Here is a 23,979-nt window from a genome sequence, read left to right on the forward strand (position 1 = left end):
AAAGCTATCAACGAATTATTTACAGGTAGAATTTTTATGGAAAAACGAGAGGATCTCGAAAGCTCCAGGCAAGGCGAATCAGGGTACCGGTTAAATCGTAAATAGAATTGGTAATCACGGAAGCGACTATCGGCTCAGATTGTCGGGGTTTGAAGGTTAAATCCCAATATTTCCGTTGGGTTAGCGAAATCATCTCAGCAGCAAATCTACGGCGATCGCTCTCCGCAACCAGAACAATTAAGGGTTTTCCTAGGAGAAATTCGCGGCCCATATTAAAAAAACGGGTTACTGCTTGATTGGCCTCTTCAATAATGCCCTGACGATTGGTGACAAGATAACATTCAGGAGCTAATTCAAATAAATTTTGGTAATGTAATCGTTCCTGTTCAGCCTTTTCCTGATTATCAATGAGCATTTCATACTGAACCTGAAGTTCCTCTAGGGTAACGGCTAATTCCTCTAACACGATTCCCAAGATATCAGGACTCAGTAAAAGCTCGTCTTTGCGATGAGCTAGAATCTCGACTCGTTGTTGAGCCAATTGCAATTTTTGTTGACTGTTAATGGGGAAGATCATGACGTTATTTCCTCAACGAATAAAATGACACCTAAACATTCCTGATCAATCGCAATCAGAACATTAAAACTAATCTGATAGTCTAAGGTTTGACCACGACGATTCATCGCCTTGACGATAATATTTGGTTGTTTATTCACTCCATTGAGACAATTACGAATCGATTCTCCTAGTTGATCAACGGGTAAACCAATTTCTAAACTGGCTAAGGACTGACCCTGTACTTCTTCCGCTCGTAATCCCCAAAACTTTTCAGAGGCTTGGTTCCAAATCAGAATATTAAATTGCCGATCCACAACAATCACACCGGCTGTCAGACTGGCTAAAATAGAATTCAAAAAAGCATTAGATTTATCTAACTCTAGGGTGCGATCGCGGTGCTCTCGATTGATATTGTGTAGTTCTTCATTGGTAGATTGCAGTTCCTCATTCATGGTTTCCAATTCTTCATTGGTGGATTGCAGTTCCTCATTGGTGGTTTCCAATTCTTCATTGGTGGATTGTAGTTCCTCATTGGTGGTTTCCAATTCTTCATTACTAGATTGCAATTCTTCATTGGCGGTTTCTAGCTCATGATTGGTTTTTTCTAATTCTTCCCGTAGCGTCTGATAACGGCTCACCTCGGTAAAGTTAATACTAACACCGATAATTTCTTGATCATCCTGTTTTAAGGGGATAATCTCTACATCAAAATAATGTTGATTGCCATCTACCAAAAAATGAGAGACATTTTCAACTTTGACGGCAGCATAATCTCGATAAGCTTTTTCAATCAGCGATCGCAATTCCAGGGGACGATAGGAAATTTCTAAATTTTGCAGAGGAGTGCTAATTTGGGGAAGGGATAATTTAAACCAATTTTGGGCTAATTGATTAATCCGAACTAAATTATTATTTTTATCAATAAGAATCTGGGCAATTGGAGCCTGATAAAAAGACAAATCTCTGAGTAAGAACTGAAGGTTAATCAATGTTTTCTTTTCTTCTACGGGACGATAATTAAGGGAAATAATTTGCGAGCGATCATAATTTTTAGAAAGACAAGTAAAAATTCGATGTTGTAAATTAACTGGAGCAAAGAGATTTCCCTGATTTAAAAGCATTTCTGCCTTCCCTAAAAAGAGAATCCCCGTTGAATTTAAGGCAAAATGAAAGCGTTTCAGAATCCGAGCCTGGGTTTCGGCATTAAAATACATTAAGGTATTACGACACACTAACAGATCCAGCCGAGAAATAGGCGCATCTCGACAGAGATCATGGCGACCAAAAATGACAGAACGACGCAAATCTGGACGAAAAATATAGTGTTGATCACTCACTGGTTCAAAATATTTCGATTGAATCGCTTCTGGCAAATTTTCTAGCTTTTGAAACCGATAACAGGCACGGCGAGCTTCACCCAGAGCTTCTTCATCCACATCAGTGGCATAGATTTTGACCCGTTGTCGAAAAACTTCAATGCCTAAGATCTCCGTTAAAATAATTGCTAAAGTATAGGCTTCTTCCCCTGAAGCACAACCCGCACTCCAGATACGAATAGGCTCTTGTGGGTTTTTCTGATTAATGAAGGTGGGAAAAAATTGGTTCTGTAAATAAGACCAGGCGGCTTTATCTCGAAAAAAACTGGTGACATTAATCAGAATCGTATTAAAAAGTGTCGTAAATTCTTCGGGATGAACTTGAAGATAGTCGGAATAGTCACTGAAACGGTCTATTTGCCGCATCTCCATTTGTTTTAAGATACGGCGTTTTAGGCTGGAGGGTTTATAGCCGGTAAAATCAAAGCTCCGTGAATAACTGAGATAATCGAGGAGAGCGGTAAAGGCAAGGTCTTCATTGGGATCTTCATTTTTATTACCAAGAGATTCCAGTTTATTTTCAGGATCCTCAAAGCAGTCTTCTGTCATGGTGTTAACTCCGGCAGGGTTAATTGAATAAGGGTTGCAGCAATCTCCGTTAACGGCACAATCTGATCTACAATATCAGCTTCAATGGTCGCCTTAGGCATTCCTGAAAATTCGCAGCTTTCTTCACTTTGTGCCAGAATCATTCCTCCCTGAGCATGGATTAATTGTGAGCCAAGCAGTCCATCTGTTCCTGTTCCTGTTAACACCACCGCGATCGCCTTATCCTGATAAACTTTAGCGATCGACTCAAATAACACATTGGCCGAAGGACGCAGAAAACGAACCTCTGGAGATTGGCTTAAGGTCAAGGTTTTCTGATCTGTGACTAATAAATGATGATTAGGGGGCGCAATATAAACATGGCCAGCCAGGGGGCGATCGTTCTCTTCTGCTTCTTTAACCTTTAAGCTCGTACAACGACTGAGAATATGGGCCAATAAGGAAGAATGTCGAGGATCAAGGTGTTGAACAACAACGATCGGCACAGGGAAATACTCAGGCAAGTGGGCCAGAATTTCCGACAGAGCTTTAAGGCCACCTGCTGAAGTCGCTAGGGCAATAATCTCAAAAGACACTTGGAGTCCTCTTGAATAGAGAGATACCAATCAACAGATAGTACAAATAGCGATCAATAATTAGGGCTTGCTGAAAAAGTCAAAAAACGAAAGAAATGTGGGTTAGGGAAGTATGGACTGAAAAAGCATAGATAACTTATCCTTATGGAAACAAATCAAAATACAGATTTTGTTTAATATATTGTTCCTTTCTGTCTAAAAAGGTCAACACAAATCACTCCTCACAAAAGAGAGGAAAATTAACACCATTTTTCACAAGAAAAACGACTCTACAACTTTTTACTTTTTGTCTTCTGAAGTAGAGTAGAAAGATTCATTACCAAAAAGTTCATCGCAATTACCGTTTCCGAGGTCTCAGGTAGTTTGGCCATCACTCGACCAAGACTAAATTTCCTCTTTCCCTGTCCGAATTTACCCTCAATGGCATTACGCACTCTTTCATCTGAGCGTGCCTCTTTCTTTTTTTCTTTGCTCACCTCTTTCGGCGGTCTTCCCAATCGGGGACCACTCATTCTTATATCCCTTTCTTTACAATAAGCTCGATTCGCTTTTGTTCGATAGATTTTATCCACATGAACCGATTCCGGATAACATCCTGTTTCCCTTTTATATTCTTCTATTCGCGCTTGTAAATCTCCCGATTCGTTGTAATTATCCCAACTTAATTTGTCTAAGAAGACAAAGCCATTCACATTACTTGCCGATATTTTAGCTCCAAACTCTACTGCTTTTCCCGCTTTTCCACGCACTATTAGACGCACGTGAGGTTGGCTTACACTCACAATTCTGTTTTCTACTTTATTTGTCTTTTTTTCATACATTTCTAACTGTTGCTCATACACTTTTCCTATCGTTACAAGCTCTTCTTGCTCTTTTTTCGTTAGTTTTTCTAACTTTGCTCCCTCTTCTATCATTTTTTCTATATGAGACAAGTTTCTTTTTATATATCCTAGTTGTTTTTTTGTTCCTTTTCTTCTTTCTTTTTTTGACACACGACGTTTTTTTGCTATGGCTAAGTACTCTTTTCTTGCCACTTCCCTATAAGTCCTCGGCTTTTCTTTCCTTTTCTCTTTTATTTCTTCATACAGCTTATCTATTATTTTTTCTGTTTTTTCTCTGGCATCATTCAATATTCCTATATCCGTTGGATATTTTATATCTGCTGGTGTACAAGTCGCATCTAACAATAACTTTCCTTCATTTTCTTTTTTTTCTGACGCTACACCCGTCGCTTTTTTTTCTATTTTTTTATTAATTTTATTTATTAATTCCATTCCTATTTTTTTACGAAAATGAACCATCATTGACGCATTAAATGCTTCTTTGCTACTATAGCTTTCCATTCCTATAAAGTACTGTAAATAAGGGTTCTCTTTTATTTGTTCTACTGTTTCTCTGTCACTTTTTCCTGAAATTTCTTTGATAATTAATGCTCCTAATGCCATTCTAAATGATTTGGCTGGGGCTCCTTTTTTTTCTGTGAAGTTTTTTGCATATTCTTCCTCATATTCTTCCCAGGGAATCATTTTTGACATTTCTATCCAACGATTTTCTTCGTCTAACTGCCCGCCGAACAGATTTTTCAAGTTTTCTGGTGTTTCAATTGAGTACTGTTGCTTTCGGTACATCTGCTTTCTCTCTTCTTAATGCAATGGTTTTGAGGCATTCTACCCTATTTTCGTGCATTCTAGCGGTTCTTAATTCGCCTACTATTTTTCTCCGTAAAGGTCTCAGCTTTTTTCAGCAAGCCCTAATTATCAACTAAGTTGTTCACTATCTAAAACATCTATAGGAAAGGAGCTTAAGCCTCTGTTTACAAGACTTTCAGCAGAGAATCATGATGTAATTTAAATTCGTAACGGCTTATCAACTATCAACTTGTTAGGAGAGATTCCTGACTTTCGTACTCACCAGCTAAATGGGTTTGATATATTAATAGACAGAGGATGGCTGCTAAGTCTGTCCAAAAATGACAGAACTCACCTCAGTATTTCATTTAAACCGAAGTTCACAAAGCTTATTTTAAATAAATTTAATTATAAAGAGGGGGGATAGGGCCTACATTGCGTTATGAGAGGCCTGGCAAAGAGAGATCTTAAAATTTAAATTTGTTTAGCCCAATTGTATCATTAATAATCAGAATTGACAAGTTGTTTACTGACAAAATCAGCTATTCTAATGGACAAAAAACTTTACACTCAAAGCATTCAACTCGTTTTGGAGCTTATTGTCGATTATTAAAAACACACAACATCGCAAAAACAGATGGGGGTGGAGAGACTCGAACTCTCACGAGCTTATAAGGCTCAACGGATTTTAAGTCCGCAGCGTCTACCATTCCGCCACACCCCCGTTTCCTTTTTTAACATCGGTTTTTTACCGACGATTTAACATCATAGCATGGGTGGCTCTAAATACAAATCTCTCCTGGAAAAATTTGTGGATAATCTAGCGCAGCAGAAATTGCAGTGCCAGGGAAGCTACCCCTCGGACGATCGCATCTAATTGAGGAGTGCCGGCCCCATTGGCGCGGGCATCTTGCATTGCTTGTAGATTTTTCAGAAAATTTTGGGCCGTATCATAACCATCGGTATTTTTCTCCTCCTCAAACAATTTGGAAGCATATTCGACATTTTGTTTAGCCGCCGTTTCATCTCCCATTTTTAACAAGGCCAAGCCGCGTCCTAGATAACCCGGCGCGAAATGGGGATCTAAATCCAGAGCTTTGTTGTAATTGCTCAGAGCCGCCTTAAAATTTCCCTTACGGCTTTCCAATAACCCCCAACCGAAGAAGAGTTCGGGCGTTCCGGCATTGGTCGGCATTCCCACCACTCCCTGGACAAAGGCAGAATCCAAATTGGTAGCAGTCAGATTGGCATTGGTTAAATAGGCTCCTCGCAGATCTGTGCCATTCATGATCGCGCCCCGCAAATCGGCTCCGGTTAAATTCGCACTGTTAAAAGATGTTCCACTCAGATTCGCTCCCGTGAGATTGGCCCCACTCAAATTGGCCTGACTGAGATTGGCCCCCGCCAAGTTGGCCCCCGCTAAATTAGCCCCCGTTAAATCGGCAAATACCAGCCCAGAACCACTTAAGTCGCACATAGGACATTTTTTTGTACTCAGTAATTGCGCCAGTTGATTAATATTTTCGGCGATCGCCGGAGCAGCAAGCAAAACCAATAGCCAAAAACTGGTTAAAGTACGAAGGGAAATAGACATAGGATTCACCAGGAACTCCATTTATTCTAGTCAATTCTCATAGCCCGATCAGACGGTCATCAAACCTCAACTCTTGCTCATCTCAAATCAGGAAGAAACATTTACACTTACAAAAAGGCGATATACTTACCCTACTCACAGTGTACTTGTCTTAAGCTTTTAGGGCGACCATCTTTTTTTTGAATGCTTATTGGTGTTTTAGCCATTTTATCGGCCTCAGCAGCCGCCGGAATGCGGATTGCCCTACCACTCCTGATGATTGGCCTTTTACAGGATGATCTATGGTCAAACGTGCCAATTTTAGGGCGTATTAACCCAAGAATTTTAATTGCCATTCTAACCAGTTGGTCTTTATTTGAATTATTTGCCTCTAAACGACTACTCGGCCAGCGAATTTTGCAGATTATCCAACTCTTATTTAGGGCTTGCTGAAAAAGTCAAAAAACGAAAGAAATGTGGGTTAGGGAAGTATGGACTGAAAAAGCATAGATAACTTATCCTTATGGAAACAAATCAAAATACAGATTTTGTTTAATCTATTGTTCCTTTCTGTCTAAAAAGGTCAACACAAATCACTCCTCACAAAAGAGAGGAAAATTAACACCATTTTTCACAAGAAAAACGACTCTACAACTTTTTACTTTTTGTCTTCTGAAGTAGAGTAGAAAGATTCATTACCAAAAAGTTCATCGCAATTACCGTTTCCGAGGTCTCAGGTAGTTTGGCCATCACTCGACCAAGACTAAATTTCCTCTTTCCCTGTCCGAATTTACCCTCAATGGCATTACGCACTCTTTCATCTGAGCGTGCCTCTTTCTTTTTTTCTTTGCTCACCTCTTTCGGCGGTCTTCCCAATCGGGGACCACTCATTCTTATATCCCTTTCTTTACAATAAGCTCGATTCGCTTTTGTTCGATAGATTTTATCCACATGAACCGATTCCGGATAACATCCTGTTTCCCTTTTATATTCTTCTATTCGCGCTTGTAAATCTCCCGATTCGTTGTAATTATCCCAACTTAATTTGTCTAAGAAGACAAAGCCATTCACATTACTTGCCGATATTTTAGCTCCAAACTCTACTGCTTTTCCCGCTTTTCCACGCACTATTGGACGCACGTGAGGTTGGCTTACACTCACAATTCTGTTTTCTACTTTATTTGTCTTTTTTTCATACATTTCTAACTGTTGCTCATACACTTTTCCTATCGTTACAAGCTCTTCTTGCTCTTTTTTCGTTAGTTTTTCTAACTTTGCTCCCTCTTCTATCATTTTTTCTATATCAGACAAGTTTCTTTTTATATATCCTAGTTGTTTTTTTTGTTCCTTTTCTTCTTTCTTTTTTTGACACACGACGTTTTTTTGCTATGGCTAAGTACTCTTTTCTTGCCACTTCCCTATAAGTCCTCGGCTTTTCTTTCCTTTTCTCTTTTATTTCTTCATACAGCTTATCTATTATTTTTTCTGTTTTTTCTCTGGCATCATTCAATATTCCTATATCCGTTGGATATTTTATATCTGCTGGTGTACAAGTCGCATCTAACAATAACTTTCCTTCATTTTCTTTTTTTTCTGACGCTACACCCGTCGCTTTTTTTTCTATTTCTTTATTAATTTTATTTATTAATTCCATTCCTATTTTTTTACGAAAATGAACCATCATTGACGCATTAAATGCTTCTTTGCTACTATAGCTTTCCATTCCTATAAAGTACTGTAAATAAGGGTTCTCTTTTATTTGTTCTACTGTTTCTCTGTCACTTTTTCCTGAAATTTCTTTGATAATTAATGCTCCTAATGCCATTCTAAATGATTTGGCTGGGGCTCCTTTTTTTTCTGTGAAGTTTTTTGCATATTCTTCCTCATATTCTTCCCAAAGAATCATTTTTGACATTTCTATCCAACGATTTTCTTCGTCTAACTGCCCGCCGAACAGATTTTTCAAGTTTTCTGGTGTTTCAATTGAGTACTGTTGCTTTCGGTACATCTGCTTTCTCTCTTCTTAATGCAATGGTTTTGAGGCATTCTACCCTATTTTCGTGCATTCTAGCGGTTCTTAATTCGCCTACTATTTTTCTCCGTAAAGGTTTCAGCTTTTTTCAGCAAGCCCTAATTAATGCTCCTAATGCCATTCTAAATGATTTGGCTGGGGCTCCTTTTTTTTCTGTGAAGTTTTTTGCATATTCTTCCTCATATTCTTCCCAAAGAATCATTTTTGACATTTCTATCCAACGATTTTCTTCGTCTAACTGCCCGCCGAACAGATTTTTCAAGTTTTCTGGTGTTTCAATTGAGTACTGTTGCTTTCGGTACATCTGCTTTCTCTCTTCTTAATGCAATGGTTTTGAGGCATTCTACCCTATTTTCGTGCATTCTAGCGGTTCTTAATTCGCCTACTATTTTTCTCCGTAAAGGTTTCAGCTTTTTTCAGCAAGCCCTATTTACGCCTCTGGTCGGCGCATTGATGGCAATAACCGTCACGAAACTGATTCACTTTAGCTTGCAACCTCTCTGGATGGTTGGGCTATTAGGGGGGACATTTGCGCTTGTCCTGAAATTGGTGCAAGTGGGTTGGTTTTTTCGTCTGCGAGGAATTCCGCCCTGGGTCACGCTTTTGGAAGATATTCTCTGTGTGTGTTTGGTACTATTTGCCTTTAAAGCCCCTAAAAATGGGGGATTAATTGCCATGCTGTTGCTATGGATAGCTATTCGCAGTTCTACCGCTTGGCGAGCCTGGTACTTACAGTCGCAAAACGATTCTAAACTTCCGCCTGATTAGCTTCTTTCCCAATTGACGGAAATTTTCTGGCAACATCTATACATCTATCAAGCCTTAGGTTAATAGCGAAAAACAGAGATCTGGTCGTAAATTCTGGGCCCTGCGGAGATAGGAATGGTAAATTTCTGCTTGCGGTTTGGGTGTATTGACCTGAATGAGAACACGAATACACAACTTGAGGCTATCTTTCACTTGCATTTGCTGGACATCGAGTAACGGTACATGATTCCAGTTCGGTCTTTCCCTGGCGATCGCGGCCGGAAAAATAGCATCTAGATCGGGGGTAACAGAAAAAATGACACTGACAATCTCTTCGGGATCAAGTTGGTTTTGGGTTTCAATGGCATCCAGTAATTCACTGACTGCATCGTGAATCGCCGCCACTGTATTTTCAGAAACGGTTGTTGCCCCGCGAATTGCGCGTGTTTTCCAGTCCACAAACCCTATCCTCCGACCAATAAATCTGCGATGACTTCACGTTTACTAAGCATATCACTGGAATGGAAAGGGCAGAAATGCAGAATCTGACTAGGCTGACTTAAATAGCAGATTGAGATTGAATTAACGATTGAATTCGGTAGAAATCTTCCCTGGCTTTAAAATCTTCTAGCCGTTGAGTAACTTTACCTTGCTCAAATAATAAGAGTGTCGGCAAGCTTCTGAGGCGATAGGTATGGGCTAATTTGAGGTTGCTATCCGCATTAACATCCACCAGCCTGACACAATCCCCACATTCGCCCTTCAGTTTCCAGAGGAGTGGATTGACAAAATGACAAAGTCCGCACCAAGGGGCCCAAAAGTACACCAAAACGGGTTTTGGGGATTCTAAAACAGTACTAGCAAATGTCTTTTCACTAATAGATAACATTTGATCTGATCCCGATCGCTTACCTTATTACTATGTTATAGCCCATGGGGATCAGTCTGACCACCAATAAAAAGCCTCCTGAAAATTCAGAAGGCCAAGGTATAAAGTTCACTGTTGACAAAAAAGTTGGGACGAAAAAATCTTGATCTAGCCGATAAAAGGCGTATGACTAAAACCGAATAGGGGTGCATGGCTGAAACAGAAAGCCCAGATTCCGCCCGTAAAAGCGATCGCAATCAGTAGATTGGTAAAGAAGCGACCAAATTCAGGGTTGAGTCCTAGCTCTTTATCTTCCTTGCCTGCCGTAAAGAAGAGTGACCAAGCTTGGTTGCCATTGATGGTTTTGAAACTGTTGAAATCGGAGCGGAAAATAACCGGAGCAAAGAGATCTTTGTTGGTGTAGATATCATAATCAGCGTTCATAGGGTATCTCCGAACTTAATTTATTTATGTAAGATGACGATTTAGTGAGAAAAATGAGAAAGTCGCGTTGAACATTCTCAGAAAAGCCTTGAACAGAGGGTTAATAAGGTTTCTGAAGATGGGATAGCTGCCCAACGCTCCTAGATTTAGAGACTGGTTAACCAACCAATCACACCGTGACCAGTTAAAACTTCCATGCCTAAGAGCGCGACGAAACCAATCATGGCAAAGCGTCCGTTCATTTTTTCGGCATATTCTGTCCAGCCAGCTTGTACAGTGTCGTCCACATAGACCTTGGGTTCAATAGCAAAGTTGTTTAAACGGTTGTCAGAATCGAGTTTAAATCCGCGAGCAGTCATGGCTGTGTTTCCTTTTCTTTCTGTATGTAAACTAATGTAACACAATGTTAAGAATTATGACAACCCTATTGACAAAAAAAGACGGTCGTGAAAACCGTCCTTCCTCAAGTTAGGCAATTAATACCCTTTTATTGGTTCTTGCCGCCAGCGTTGATAGAGACGATAGACAATTTTTTCCATCTCAATCCAGATGAAGATCAGAGCACTGAATCCAAAGCAAACCAATAGCTCATTGAGGGGTAAATACTGGGTTCCAAAGAATTGTCTGAGGGGTTCGACATAAATTAACAGTAGTTGCAGCAAGGAAGTCGCAACAATCGAGATGAGCAAAAAGGGATTGGAAAAGGGGTTCATTTCAATCGTCAGACGATGCACTGAACGAATCGCCAAGGCATGACCCATTTGGGCCAAACAGAGGGTAGTAAAGACCATTGTTTTCCAGCGATTAGGGGCGAGGGTGCCATTGAGGGTATGTTCCTGGGTGTAACCGTAGGCCCAGACCATTAAGAAAATGGTGACGATCGCTAAAATTAAACCTTGACGAATCATGTAAGCTCCCAAGCCCCTGGCAAAAATGCTTTCTTGGGGATCCTGGGGCGGTTGTTGCATAACGGTGGGTTTGCCTGGTTCCACAGCTAGGGCCAAAGCCGGAACCCCGTCAGTGACTAGATTCATCCAGAGAATTTGCAAGGGGGATAATGGCACTCCTCCCAAACCAATGAGGGGCGCAGCAGCAATGGTTAAGACTTCTCCGATGTTACTGCCCAGAATATAGCGAATAAAACGACGGATATTAGTATAGACAACCCGACCTTCTTCCACCGCAGCGACAATGGTGGCAAAATTATCGTCCAGTAAAATCATATCGCTGGCTTCTTTACTGACATCCGTTCCGGTAATACCCATCGCCACGCCAATATCGGCCTGTTTCAGGGCTGGTGCATCATTCACCCCATCCCCCGTCATGGCCACCACCTGATGCTGACGACGCAGGGCTTGAACAATTTGCAGTTTGTGTTCAGGGGAGACACGGGCATAGACCCCGACTTCTTGAACCACTTTTTCCAATTCACTCGCGCTGTACTGTTCTAACTCTCGACTGGTTAACACCTGGGAACCTGGTTCAGCAATCCCTAAATCCTCGGCGATCGCTAAGGCGGTGAGGGGATGATCTCCGGTAATCATCACTGGACGAATACCGGCTACTCGACATTTAGCCACCGCCTCTCGAACCTCTGGTCGGGGAGCATCTAACATTCCCACTAAACCTAACCAAGTTAAGTCCCGTTCCGCTTGATCATCACTGATTTTGTGGGGGATCTCATTCAGGTTTTTCGTGGCAAACCCTAATACCCGTAGCCCTTTGCCTGCCAGTTGATTGTTCTTTTCTAAGATGCGGGTTCGTTGTTCGGCACTCAACTCTAAAACCTGAGAACCCACTTGAATGTGGGTACAGCGTTCGAGGATTAATTCTGACGATCCTTTGACAAACATGATCAGTCCCTTTTCGGCCTGGATTAAACCCTGTTCATCCTCAACCACCACGCTCATGCGTTTACGTTCAGAGGAAAAGGGAAATTCGGCCACACGGGGAAAATATTGTTCCTGTTCATGTTTGAAAATACCGGCTTTACCCGCGACTACCAGTAACGCGCCTTCGGTGGGATCGCCCAGAATGGCCCATTCCCCATTTTCTTGTTGTAAAACTGCATCATTGCAGAGCATACAGGCTTCGAGCAAGGCTTGAATTTCTGGCTTTGTTTTGGGATCAATGCTTTCGGTTTCGGAGACTTGAAATTGACCGACGGGGTTATAGCCTTCTCCGGTCACTTTGAGATCGCAGCGATCGCTGGTAATCGTCTGAACAACCATTTTATTTTGGGTCAGGGTTCCCGTTTTATCGGAACAGATGGTGGTGACAGAACCCAAAGTTTCGACCGCACTGAGTTTGCGAATCAGGGCATTGCGTTTCGCCATCCGTTGAGTTCCCAGGGCCAAGGTTACGGTGATGACGGCGGGTAAACCTTCAGGAACCACTGCCACCGCCATACTTAAGGAAACCTCGACCAATTCCATAAAGAGATTGGGGCGTAGGATCGTGCCAAAAATAATGACGATCGCCACCAAGATTAGGGAACCCGTGACTAGAACATTACCCAATTGGGTCATGCGTTTTTGGAGAGGGGTAGGTTCGGCCTCGACAGACTGAAGCGCGGAGGCAATTTTTCCCAATTCTGTCCGCATTCCGGTTTCTGTGACGATCACCGTGGCTCGACCCTGAACGACTTCCGTTCCTGAAAAGACCAGGTTAAAGCGATCGCCGACGGGACTATCGGCCGAGAGAATTTTATTTTCTTCTTTAGTGACGGCCTCTGCTTCCCCCGTTAAGGCCGATTCCCGTATTTGTAAATTAGCGGTTTCTAGGAGACGACCATCGGCGGCAACCTTAACCCCCGCTTCTAGTTGCATCACATCTCCTGGCACCACTTCTTTGGCATCCACTTCGCTCACCTTGCCTTCTCGGATGACACGGACTTTGGAAGAGGCCAGATTCTTGAGAGCAGCGAGGGCTTTTTCGGCTCCACTTTCCTGGACATAACCCAAGATACCGTTTAAAAGTACTACGGTGAAGATGGCCACTGCATCCTTGGGGAAAATAAATTTTCCTAACGATTGAGCTTGATGAATATCTAAAGCAGCAGAGATGATGGCAACGGCGATCAGCATCAGCAGCATAATGTTTTTGAACTGATCTATCAAAATGTCCCAGGAAGTTCGCCCTCCCGTTTCTACCAATTCATTGCTGCCATAGGCTTTGAGATTTTCTTCCACCTGTTGATGGCTTAATCCCTGACTGCGATCGCTGTTTAATTGTTCAACAACTTGATCCGCCGTCAAGGTTTGCCAGGCAATGGAAGGATTTGGGGTCAAGGTAGAAGGAGAAGGCATGATGGGAACTCCCGACTAGATTGGCACTAAAAAATAGTATTGTTGCTTAATAATAATACTCCTTTGGGGATCGCTAGGGAAAATAATACAAATCATTACAGTGGGGAGCAGGCGAGGGCATCTTGTTGTATAGGGCCAATCTCTGCTTTAATGAGTTCTTCTGTTTTGTCTGGTTTTATTCTTCTCACCGCTATGCTTGTTAATGCGCTTGCTTTGCCTCCCTACCTTGTCAGAAAAGCAGAAATTCAAACAGTTAGTCAAATTCTGGACGAAGATGGCGATCTGATGGTGGCGGGAGTATCGGGCAGTGGACGGCGATCGCTGATTCAGTGGGCAGCCCAACAGGTAGGAGCCAGGGTAATCAATATTGACTGTTTACGCGCTACGACTTCTTCCCGCTTTTTGACTTTGTTAGCAGAAGGATTATTAGGGGTTTTTGTTACGTCCCAGGAACTGAACCTAATTGAACAATGGACAAAGGAACATCCCCTCAAACTAGAGAAAATCCCGATTCATCGTTCTAGTTTGGTCTGGAAAGCGGGTATGAAGGAAGAATGGGGCATTTTTCAGTCTCTCTTAACCTTGCCCCAGGTGATGGCAGAACTTTTGGACTGTCGAGTGGTGTTTGTTTTTCAGAATTTTCCTCATATTCGTTCCTGGGATCGCTCAGGAGAATGGGAAGCCTATCTTCGCCAGGAGGTTAAACGGCAAAGTCGAATTAACTATGTGATTATTGCCACTATCCCCGAACCCTGGGCCGATGACAGTCATTTGCAGGTCATGACCCTGGCTCCTGTGCCCCGTTTGGAACTTCAAGATTGGAGCCAATCCGTTATGGCAGCTAAAAGTCTTCAGTTTGATCAAGCCGCGTTGGAATTGTTTTTAGATTATATGCAGGGCCACTTAGGGGATGCGATCGCCCTAGCCCGTCGGATTGTTTTGGAATATCAGGTGGGAGTGCTGGAAGGTTATCAAAATTTAGCCTCTTATAGTCAAAATGGACTACATCCCGCCCACACCATTCAGATCCATCATGTTCGTCACAGTATGCTGGCACTGATTGAAGATCGTTCCCTCACCTTTGAGTCCTTGCTGTTACTCTTGCCACCGATTCAAGCGCGGGTTCTCGAAAGTTTAGCCATTGATCCGACGGATAGCCCCCATGCCAAGGATTATGTACGAATTCATCAACTTTCCAAGGGCGGGGGTCTTCAGGGGGCACTGTCAGGATTGGAACAAAAGGGGTTAATTCATGGCCCCAAACTGGGCTATCGGGTGGCAATGCCGCTATTTGCTTTTTGGCTCAAACAACGATTGTCTTGAAATTTGTCTTATTCAAGCGATCGCTCTCACTAGCACAAAGGGTTGAACAATCAGGGTCAGAAATTGTTTTTCGGGTTCTCCGTTCCAAGTATTGAGTTCGTCAGGGGAGGGTTTATGAATCAGCAGTTCACTGATCCAGTTTTGAACCGACTGTACATTGTCTTCGGCGATCGCCACTCCCACTTCGAGTAGATCGAGTGCCCCATCAACCACGATCACGGCATCACGTTTGGCATGGGGAATGAGGGTTTCCCAATCCATCGGGGCTAATTCTGTTGCTAGTTGTGTTTGGATATCTGACATGGTTAAAGACCAGAAATCTTGAATTTTACTTAAAAACTTGACATGAAAAGCCATAATACTTCTTTAACGCTACTGCGACTTAAACAATTCCTTGCTGTAAATTTTTCGCTGATTATTTCTAATGCAATGGCGGAAGTCTTACTGTATCGTGACCCAGGATAGGACTATCAACGAATTATTTACAGGTGGAATATGACAACTGTTTAAAATTAAATTACTAAGTAACTGGTTTCAATTAAATTGAACATAGACTTTGGGCCTGATCCCCCCTACCCCCCTTGATAAGGTAGGTGTCCGTAGAACGGGGGGATCTTATAGATTTTAAGACCTACCTACTTACTATTAAAATTACCAGTAAAAGAACTCAATGACAGAACCTTTGCAGCCTCAATTTATTGAAGTCCTCACCCTCATAAAAACTGCCCAGCAAAAGGTCATCGCTACTGCAAACCAAGAACTGATCAAACTATACTGGAGCGTCGGTAAATACATCAGCGATCGTTTAGCCAATAGCGAATGGGGACAAAAAGCGATCGAGCAACTTGCAACCTTTATCCAAACTCAAGAACCCAGTCTCAAAGGATTTGCAAAGCGTAATCTCTACAGAATGCGCCAATTTTATGAAACCTATCCAAATCCAGAAATTGTGTCGTCACTGCTGACACAATTAAGCTGGACTCATCATTCTATCCTCATTTCACGCTGCAAGACTGAATCCGAGCGACTTTTTTATCTTGAACTCGCTGCTACCGAATGTTACAGCACCCGTGAACTTGATCGCCAAATCAATAGTGGTATTTTTGAGCGTACCCGTCTCGCCGATGCTAAACTTTTGCAAATTGCCCACCCTAAACCACTCGCTGGAATCTTTCGAGATAGTTACGTCCTCGATTTTCTCAACCTGCCATCTAATCACTCTGAGAATGAGCTAAAAGCATCTCTTGTCGCTTATCTCAAAGAGTTTATCCTAGAACTTGGTCGAGACTTCACTTTTCTTGGAGAAGAATATCGACTACAAGTTGGCAATAGCGACTTTTTCATCGATCTACTTTTCTATCATCGTGAACTTCAAAGCCTCGTTGCTTTTGAACTAAAAATCGATAAATTTCGACCTGAATACCTTGGACAACTTGAGTTCTACCTCGAAGCCCTTGATCGCGACATCAAAAAAATTCATGAAAACCCCAGTATTGGTGTTCTGCTTTGCCGTGACAAAGACGATGAAGTTGTCGAATATGCTCTCAGTCGATCCATCAGTCCTACGGTTGTTGCAGAATACGAAATTAAACTCATCCCGAAAGAACTTCTGCGAAGAAAACTGAATGAATTCTATGAATTACTCGCGAACAAAAAGGAATAATAATGCTGACTAAAATGCAAAAATATTTCGCTCTCAATCTTTGTTTGCGTGAGGTAAGGTCTAACACTGCGTTGGAGCCGACTTCTCAAAAGTGATCTTTAAAAGTCAAGCTGATCTATGGCCACTCCCACTTCGAGTAGATCGAGTGCCCCATCAACCACGATCACGGCATCACGTTTGGCATGGGGAATGAGGGTTTCCCAATCCATTGGAGCTAATTCTTTTGCTAGTTGTGTTTGGATATCTGACATGGTTAAGACCAGAAATCTTGAATTTTACCGAAAAACGGCGTTGCTTCATCCACTTCTGGGAGACTTTGAACCTCGAAAGATACCGATCTCCCCAAAAAATTGGGGGGCGGGGGGGCAAATCTCCTAATCTAAAAACTCAAAGCCTTACATAGCAAGCTTTTCATCTTCTCCCCCCTTATCAAGGGGTAGGGCTGATTCATTCTAACAAATCTCAATCAATCAAATCCTTATCTGGCAAGGTTTTAAGGCGATTTCTCAGAATAAATATCTGAAAATTTTTAAAAATACCTTACTTTGCTTACCCCATAAGCGATTGAAGAGAGACAAAAAAGGAATCAAACCAGAGAATGAATCAGCCCTACTTATCAAGGGGGGCTGGGGGGGATCTAAACTCAGCAAAGGTTGCAGGGACTTCTGCGTAATGGGTAGCTTACCAAGAGGCAGGGGGAATTGATCGCAAAATTTATCTTTAATTTAATTGCAACCAGATACTTAATCCTATAGCATGAAATTGTGCTTAAAAGCTTTTATACTAGTTTATAATTGTTTTTCTTTATCTCTCCCAAATCGAGGTTAGTAAGGCTATGGCTAATAAATCTTGGAAAACGGCGGTTGATGGTAGTTGGAGTGTTTCAACCAATTGGAACCCCAGTTTACCGACCTCAGTAGATATTGCTTTGATCAATTTGGCTGGGGTTTATACTGTCACCCTCGATATTGATCAAGTATTGGGTGGCTTAACCTTGGGAGGGACAGCCAGTGGAACGCAAACGTTAGCCATCGCGAGTAATACCTTAACGTTGAATGGGGCCAGTACGGTTGGGAATAATGGGGTTTTAGCGTTAAGTGGTGGCACTATTACGGGAACGGGAGCTTTAACAGTTTCGGGGACAGGGAAGTTAAATTGGAGTAGCGGGACTATCAGTGGAACAGGGAAAAAGACAATTAGTGGAGCCTTAAATCTCAGTGGTTCTCGATACTTAGATGGAACAACCTTAGAAACCAATGGTGCAACCATTTGGACAGGAGCAGGTTATCTTTACGGTTACAATGGCGCGATTTGGAACAATACCAGCACAGGCACGATTGATTTACAAGGTGATGGCGATTTTTACCTTGCTTCAGGTACTCCTAGCTTCAATAATGCCGGAACCTTCACTAAATCTAATGGAGCAACTAATGGTAGTGATTATTCTTATTTCGATGTTGCTTTCAACAATACAGGCACAGTTAATGTTAAGAAAGGAACCCTAACTTTAGCAGGTGGTGGTGCAAATACTAAAACTTTCAGTATTGATACTGGCGCAACTTTAAAAATATCTGGTGTTGACTATAACTTTAATACAGGCAGTAGTCTTACTGGAGTTGGTAATTTGGTAGTAGAGAGTGCGGCCCTTAAATCGAGTTCAGGTTTCAATAGCACAGCCGCTATTTCAGTTAATTCTGGAACGCTAGATATTGGCGGTGCTTCTACTTGGTCAGGCTCCTTGGCAATTATGGGAGGCAGTACAGTAAAAATAGCAGCAGCATCTACTTTTTCAGGAGCAGTGACATTAACTGATGGGACTCTCACGGGAACAGGTGATTTAACCCTCTCTAATCAACTAACTTGGAGTGGTGGGACTATCAGTGGAACAGGAAAAAAGATAGTTAGTGGAGCTTTAAATCTCAGTGGTTCTCGATACTTAGATGGAACAACCTTAGAAACCAATGGTGCAACTATCTGGACAGGAGCAGGTTATCTTTACGGTTACAATGGCGCGATTTGGAACAATACCAGCACAGGCACGATTGATTTACAAGGTGATGGCGATTTTTACCTTGCTTCAGGTACTCCTAGCTTCAATAATGCCGGAACCTTTACTAAATCTAATGGAGCAACTAATGGTAGTGATTATTCTTATTTCGATGTTGCTTTCAACAATACAGGCACAGTTAATGTTAAGAAAGGAACCCTAACTTTAGCAGGTGGTGGTGCAAATACTAAAACTTTCAGTATTGATACTGGCGCAACTTTAAAAATATCTGGTGTTGACTATAACTTTAATACAGGCAGTAGTCTTACTGGAGTTGGTAATTTGGTAGTAGAGAGTGCGGCCCTTAAATCGAGTTCGGGTTTCAACAGCACAGCCGCTATTTCAGTTAATTCTGGAACGCTAGATATTGGCGGTGCTTCTACTTGGTCAGGCTCCTTGGCAATTATGGGAGGCAGTACAGTAAAAATAGCAGCAGCATCTACTTTTTCAGGAGCAGTGACATTAACTGATGGGACTCTCACGGGAACAGGTGATTTAACCCTCTCTAATCAACTAACTTGGAGTGGTGGGACTATCAGTGGAACAGGAAAAAAGATAGTTAGTGGAGCTTTAAATCTCAGTGGTTCTCGATACTTAGATGGAACAACCTTAGAAACCAATGGTGCAACTATCTGGACAGGAGCAGGTTATCTTTACGGTTACAATGGCGCGATTTGGAACAATACCAGCACAGGCACGATTGATTTACAAGGTGATGGCGATTTTTACCTTGCTTCAGGTACTCCTAGCTTCAATAATGCCGGAACCTTCACTAAATCTAATGGAGCAACTAATGGTAGTGATTATTCTTATTTCGATGTTGCTTTCAACAATACAGGCACAGTTAATGTTAAGAAAGGAACCCTAACTTTAGCAGGTGGTGGTGCAAATACTAAAACTTTCAGTATTGATACTGGCGCAACTTTAAAAATATCTGGTGTTGACTATAACTTTAATACAGGCAGTAGTCTTACTGGAGTTGGTAATTTGGTAGTAGAGAGTGCGGCCCTTAAATCGAGTTCGGGTTTCAACAGCACAGCCGCTATTTCAGTTAATTCTGGAACGCTAGATATTGGCGGTGCTTCTACTTGGTCAGGCTCCTTGGCAATTATGGGAGGCAGTACAGTAAAAATAGCAGCAGCATCTACTTTTTCAGGAGCAGTGACATTAACTGATGGAACTCTCACGGGAACAGGTGATTTAACCCTCTCTAATCAACTAACTTGGAGTGGTGGGACTATCAGTGGAACAGGAAAAAAGATAGTTAGTGGAGCTTTAAATCTCAGTGGTTCTCGATACTTAGATGGAACAACCTTAGAAACCAATGGTGCAACTATCTGGACAGGAGCAGGTTATCTTTACGGTTACAATGGCGCGATTTGGAACAATACCAGCACAGGCACGATTGATTTACAAGGTGATGGTGATTTTTACCTTGCTTCAGGTACTCCTAGCTTCAATAATGCCGGAACCTTTACTAAATCTAATGGAGCAACTAATGGTAGTGATTATTCTTATTTCGATGTTGCTTTCAACAATACAGGCACAGTAGAAATCAAGAAAGGCAAATTAAACCTAGCTGGGGGTTATACCCAAACGGCAGGAACGACTCGCTTAAATGGTGGCAATCTTGCCTCTAGCTCTTTCGATCTCAAGGGCGGAGTTCTTACAGGCGCAGGAACCATTACAGGAAATGTTAATAACACTGGTGGTCAAGTTAACCCAGGGAATACCGTTGGCACTCTAGTTATTGATGGAAACTATAGCCAAAGCGGTACAGGGCTGCTCAACTTCGACCTAGCCAGCGCGTCAAGTTTTGACAAATTCAATGTCACAGGAGAAGGCACTTTTGGCGGAACCCTGAAAGTATCATTAGGCACAGGCTACACTCCCACAATTGGCACAAAATATACCGTTTTAACCTACGGTACAGCCACCGCTAAAACCTTTAATACCGTTCAAGGCATTGACCTCAGTACCTCTCTTGCCTTAGCTCCCACTTCTACGGGCAATAACCTGATCCTCGAAGTTGTGGATAAAGTTCCTGATCTCGGAGCCGTTAGTTTTGGCAATACCAAATCCTTCACCGATGCGGTTGGAGATAGCGACTTATTTGACTTCTATCGCTTCAATGTCTCTGCGGCTGACACAGTACAACTTAAATTAACTAACTTGACCGCTAATGCCGATATTTGGTTAGTGGACGGTTTGGGTCGTACCCTTACCCAGGGAACCCAGACAGGAACCGCCGATGAAGTGGTTAGTTGGGCAGTAGATGCAGGAACCTATTTCGTCAAAGTCTTCCGACCTGCGGCTGGCAATAACACCAACTACACCCTACAGGTAGCAACTACCAGTATCCCAGCCGTCATTACTGTTGCCGCTACAGATGCTAGTGCAGCCGAAACCGCCACAGGAGTTACTCCCAATCCAGGGACATTTACCCTCACTCGGACAGGGGATTTAAGCCAAGCTATTACCGTCAATTACACCCTGGCCGGAACTGCAACCAATGGAACGGATTACACCAATCTCCCCCTAACAGCCAATTTTGTCGCCGGAGCCAGTACTGCTCTGGTCACAGTGACACCGACAGATGATGCTCTCGCTGAAGCGACGGAAAATGTAGTTCTTACTCTCGCAACAGGAACAGGTTACAGCTTAGGGACGGCGATCAATGCCACCGTCAATATTGCCGATAATGAAACTCCTGTCGTTACCATTGCCGCTACCGATGCCAGTGCAGCAGAAACCGCTACAGGCGTTACTCCCAATCCAGGGACTTTTACCCTAACGCGCCTTGGCAACCTAGCCAGTGCCTTGACAGTGAACTATACCGTAACGGGTAGTGCAACCAATGGAACGGATTATACAACCATTCCTTTAACAGCTACTTTTGCCGCCGGAGCCAGTACTGTCCTGGTCACAGTGAACCCAACAGATGACAGCCTCGCAGAAGCGACGGAAAATGTAGTTCTTACTCTCGCAACAGGAACAGGTTACAGCTTAGGGACGACAACCAGCGCAACAGTCAATATTGCCGACAATGAAATTCCCTTAATTACCGTTGCTGCTACAGATGCTAGTGCAGCCGAAACCGCCACAGGGGTTACTCCCAATCCAGGCACTTTTACCCTAACCCGCCTTGGCAACCTAGCCAGTGCCTTGACAGTGAACTATACCGTAACGGGTAGTGCAACCAATGGAACGGATTACACCAATATTCCTCTGACTGCGACATTTTTGGCAGGTGCAAGTACGGCTGTTGTAACAGTCACACCGACAGATGACACTCTTGCCGAAGCGACGGAAAATGTAGTTCTTACTCTTGCAACAGGAACAGGTTACAGCTTAGGGACGACCACCAGCGCGACAGTCAATATTGCTGATAATGAAACCCCAGTTATTACCGTTGCCGCTACCGATGCTAGTGCAGTCGAAACCGCTACAGGCGTTACTCCCAATCTAGGCACGTTTACCCTAACGCGATTAGGAAATCTAGCCAGTGCCTTGACAGTGAACTATACCTTAGCGGGAACGGCTACCAATGGAACCGATTACACCACAATTCCCCTGACAGCTACTTTTGCAGCCGGTAGCAATACTGCTTTAGTTAGTGTTAGTCCCATTGATGATAGTAGCTTTGAAGGAACGGAAACCGTTATTTTAAACCTGGGAACAGGAACGGGTTACACCCTCGGCACAACGGCTAGTGCAACCGTTAATATTGACGACAATGATACAGCCGGCTCAGCCGAGATTACGGTTAGTGCGACAGATGCTAGTGCAGCCGAAACCGCTACAGGGGTTACGCCTAATCCAGGTACCTTTACCTTCGCTCGCACCGGCAATACGATTAGTGCTTTAACGGTAAATTATACTCTCAGTGGTACGGCGATCAATGACAGTGATTATACTAGCTTGGCTGGAACGGTAACTTTTGCCGCTAATGCTAGTACTGCTACTGTCAATGTTAATCCCCTGGATGACACTATTTTTGAGACCAGTACCCCTGAAACGGTCATTTTAACCCTAGCGACAGGAACAGGTTACACCCTGGGCACTGCAAAAACGGGAACAGTAAGTATTACCGATAATGACAGTCAACCAATTATCAATCTCAGTGCCAGTCAAACGGTAGTCGAAGGTTTTACCAGTCCCCAAACCGTTAGTTATACGGTGACGTTAGCTAATGCGAGTAGTCAGGCTATTACGGTGAACTATGCCACTGCCAATGGAACAGCCCTGGCTGGCTCAGACTATACCAGCACATCGGGAACCTTGACCTTTAATGCGGGGGTGACGAGTCAAGTTATCAATATTCCCATCCTCAATGATTCCCTGAATGAAACCAATGAAACCTTTACCTTAAGCCTGACCAGTCCGACTAACGCTACCCTTGGAACTAGCACTGTTACCACCACCATCACCGATACCTTGACGGCTTCTGTTACGACGACTTTACCGGCTAATGTTGAAAATTTAACTTTAACAGGTACTGCTGTTGCTGACGGGACAGGGAACGCCGGGGCTAACGTGCTGACTGGCAATAGTGCCAATAATATTCTTGCGGGTCTAGATGGCAATGATACCTATGCTTTTGTTGCTAATAGTCTTTTAGGAATAGATACGATTAACGAAACGGCTACCGGGGGAACAGATACCCTAGACTTTACGGGAACCAATGGCCCCATTCGACTTAACCTGGGTGTCACGACCAATCAAACGGTTGTAACCAGCAATCTAACCTTGAAATTATCGGCGATTGATGGGATTGAAAATGTTTACGGTGGTAATGGCAGCGATCGCCTGACGGGAAATAATCTTAGTAATGCACTCTATGGTAATGGTGGTGCAGATTCGTTGAGTGGTGGCGGTGGCGCAGATTCTTTGGTCGGAGGGGCCGGAGATGATCTCCTCGGTGGCGGTGCGGGCAATGACAGTTTTGTCTATAGCACAGGTAAAGCTTTCCTCAATACTGATCTAGGATTGGATACCTTGCTAGACTTTACGACCACTGCTGATAAGTTGGTTCTGAGTAAAGCGACTTTTACAGCCCTTACTAGTGCGATCGGCAATGGTTTTAGCCAAGGCACAGAGTTTGCCATTGTAGATGATGATGCTTTAGCGGGGGGCAGTAGCGCGTTTATCGTCTATAGCAGCAATAGCGGTAGTCTTTTCTACAACCAAAATGGTAATGCCAGTGGGCTGGGAACGGGAGCCGAGTTTGCTGTCTTGTTCGGGATTCCGACCTTAAGCAGTGGAGATTTTTCTCTAGCGGCTTAGT

Annotated in this window: 16 protein-coding genes, 1 tRNA gene and 3 pseudogenes; 5 read left to right on the forward strand and 15 right to left on the reverse strand. The window is 42.9% G+C overall.

Translation table 11 applies throughout. The features are described 5' to 3' along the window. Positions 1–34: 34 nt before the first annotated feature. From KA717_28900 to KA717_28925, 6 genes and pseudogenes are all read right to left on the reverse strand, one after another. Positions 35–577 (reverse strand): PAS domain-containing protein, encoded by a 543-nt coding sequence (locus KA717_28900; GenBank protein ID UXE59727.1) that lies wholly within the window; start codon positions 575–577, stop codon positions 35–37. Further along, positions 574–2,484, reverse strand: a complete 1,911-nt coding sequence (locus KA717_28905) for a PAS domain S-box protein (protein UXE59728.1) — start codon at positions 2,482–2,484, stop codon at positions 574–576. The genes KA717_28900 and KA717_28905 overlap by 4 nt, the downstream gene beginning before the upstream one ends. Continuing rightward, positions 2,481–3,059: a chemotaxis protein CheB gene (locus KA717_28910; protein ID UXE59729.1), complete on the reverse strand. Its 579-nt coding sequence runs from the start codon at positions 3,057–3,059 to the stop codon at positions 2,481–2,483. Before KA717_28910 ends, KA717_28905 begins: the two co-directional genes overlap by 4 nt. 290 nt (positions 3,060–3,349) lie before the next feature. Next, a pseudogene (locus tag KA717_28915) lies at positions 3,350–4,687 on the reverse strand (IS5 family transposase). A 638-nt stretch (positions 4,688–5,325) separates the two neighbouring features. Continuing rightward, positions 5,326–5,411 (reverse strand) — tRNA-Leu (locus tag KA717_28920). Positions 5,412–5,507: 96 nt separating this feature from the next. Then, positions 5,508–6,281: a pentapeptide repeat-containing protein gene (locus KA717_28925; protein ID UXE59730.1), complete on the reverse strand. Its 774-nt coding sequence runs from the start codon at positions 6,279–6,281 to the stop codon at positions 5,508–5,510. A gap of 183 nt (positions 6,282–6,464) precedes the next feature. Here KA717_28925 and KA717_28930 point away from each other — a divergent pair, with 183 nt between their 5' ends. Continuing rightward, positions 6,465–6,713: a DUF4126 domain-containing protein gene (locus KA717_28930; protein UXE59731.1), complete on the forward strand. Its 249-nt coding sequence runs from the start codon at positions 6,465–6,467 to the stop codon at positions 6,711–6,713. 216 nt (positions 6,714–6,929) lie between these two features. On the opposite strand, the pseudogene KA717_28935 reads toward KA717_28930, so the two are convergent. Both KA717_28935 and KA717_28940 read right to left on the reverse strand, forming a co-directional pair. Next, positions 6,930–8,268: pseudogene (locus KA717_28935) on the reverse strand (IS5 family transposase). 124 nt (positions 8,269–8,392) lie between these two features. After that, positions 8,393–8,596, reverse strand: a pseudogene (locus KA717_28940) (IS5/IS1182 family transposase). Positions 8,597–8,745: 149 nt separating this feature from the next. Between KA717_28940 and KA717_28945 the strand changes: the two are divergent. Next, a complete protein-coding gene (locus tag KA717_28945; GenBank protein UXE59732.1) occupies positions 8,746–9,060 on the forward strand; it encodes a DUF4126 domain-containing protein in 315 nt (104 codons plus the stop codon). Positions 9,061–9,114: 54 nt separating this feature from the next. On the opposite strand, the gene aroH is transcribed toward KA717_28945, so the two are convergent. The 5 genes from aroH to KA717_28970 form a co-directional block, all read right to left on the reverse strand. After that, the gene (aroH, locus tag KA717_28950) at positions 9,115–9,498 is read right to left on the reverse strand and encodes a chorismate mutase (protein ID UXE59733.1); all 384 of its coding nucleotides are present in this window, start codon (positions 9,496–9,498) and stop codon (positions 9,115–9,117) included. A gap of 100 nt (positions 9,499–9,598) precedes the next feature. Then, entirely contained in the window at positions 9,599–9,865 is a 267-nt protein-coding gene (locus KA717_28955; GenBank protein ID UXE59734.1) for a thioredoxin domain-containing protein, read from the reverse strand. A 210-nt stretch (positions 9,866–10,075) separates the two neighbouring features. Continuing rightward, the gene (locus KA717_28960) at positions 10,076–10,351 is read right to left on the reverse strand and encodes a hypothetical protein (GenBank protein UXE59735.1); all 276 of its coding nucleotides are present in this window, start codon (positions 10,349–10,351) and stop codon (positions 10,076–10,078) included. A 146-nt stretch (positions 10,352–10,497) separates the two neighbouring features. Continuing rightward, positions 10,498–10,710, reverse strand: a complete 213-nt coding sequence (locus KA717_28965) for a chlorophyll a/b-binding protein (GenBank protein UXE59736.1) — start codon at positions 10,708–10,710, stop codon at positions 10,498–10,500. 117 nt (positions 10,711–10,827) lie between these two features. Beyond that, positions 10,828–13,659, reverse strand: coding sequence for a cation-transporting P-type ATPase (locus KA717_28970; GenBank protein UXE59737.1), 2,832 nt, complete (start codon positions 13,657–13,659; stop codon positions 10,828–10,830). Positions 13,660–13,809: 150 nt separating this feature from the next. Here KA717_28970 and KA717_28975 point away from each other — a divergent pair, with 150 nt between their 5' ends. After that, positions 13,810–14,982 (forward strand): ATP-binding protein, encoded by a 1,173-nt coding sequence (locus KA717_28975; GenBank protein UXE59738.1) that lies wholly within the window; start codon positions 13,810–13,812, stop codon positions 14,980–14,982. Between the two features lie 12 nt (positions 14,983–14,994). Here the strand turns inward: KA717_28975 and KA717_28980 are convergent, their stop codons facing one another. Beyond that, a complete protein-coding gene (locus KA717_28980) occupies positions 14,995–15,285 on the reverse strand; it encodes a DUF2288 domain-containing protein (GenBank protein UXE64807.1) in 291 nt (96 codons plus the stop codon). A gap of 367 nt (positions 15,286–15,652) precedes the next feature. On the opposite strand from KA717_28980, the gene KA717_28985 reads away from it, so the two are divergent. Further along, positions 15,653–16,645 (forward strand): PDDEXK nuclease domain-containing protein, encoded by a 993-nt coding sequence (locus KA717_28985; protein ID UXE59739.1) that lies wholly within the window; start codon positions 15,653–15,655, stop codon positions 16,643–16,645. Between the two features lie 98 nt (positions 16,646–16,743). On the opposite strand, the gene KA717_28990 is transcribed toward KA717_28985, so the two are convergent. Continuing rightward, the gene (locus KA717_28990; protein UXE59740.1) at positions 16,744–16,896 is read right to left on the reverse strand and encodes a DUF2288 family protein; all 153 of its coding nucleotides are present in this window, start codon (positions 16,894–16,896) and stop codon (positions 16,744–16,746) included. Positions 16,897–17,480: 584 nt separating this feature from the next. On the opposite strand from KA717_28990, the gene KA717_28995 reads away from it, so the two are divergent. Next, on the forward strand, positions 17,481–23,978 hold the full coding sequence (locus tag KA717_28995) for a hypothetical protein (protein UXE59741.1): 6,498 nt from the start codon (positions 17,481–17,483) through the stop codon (positions 23,976–23,978). The last annotated feature ends 1 nt before the right edge of the window (position 23,979 follow it).

The organism is Woronichinia naegeliana WA131 (assembly GCA_025370055.1).
GTDB lineage: Bacteria > Cyanobacteriota > Cyanobacteriia > Cyanobacteriales > Microcystaceae > Woronichinia > Woronichinia naegeliana.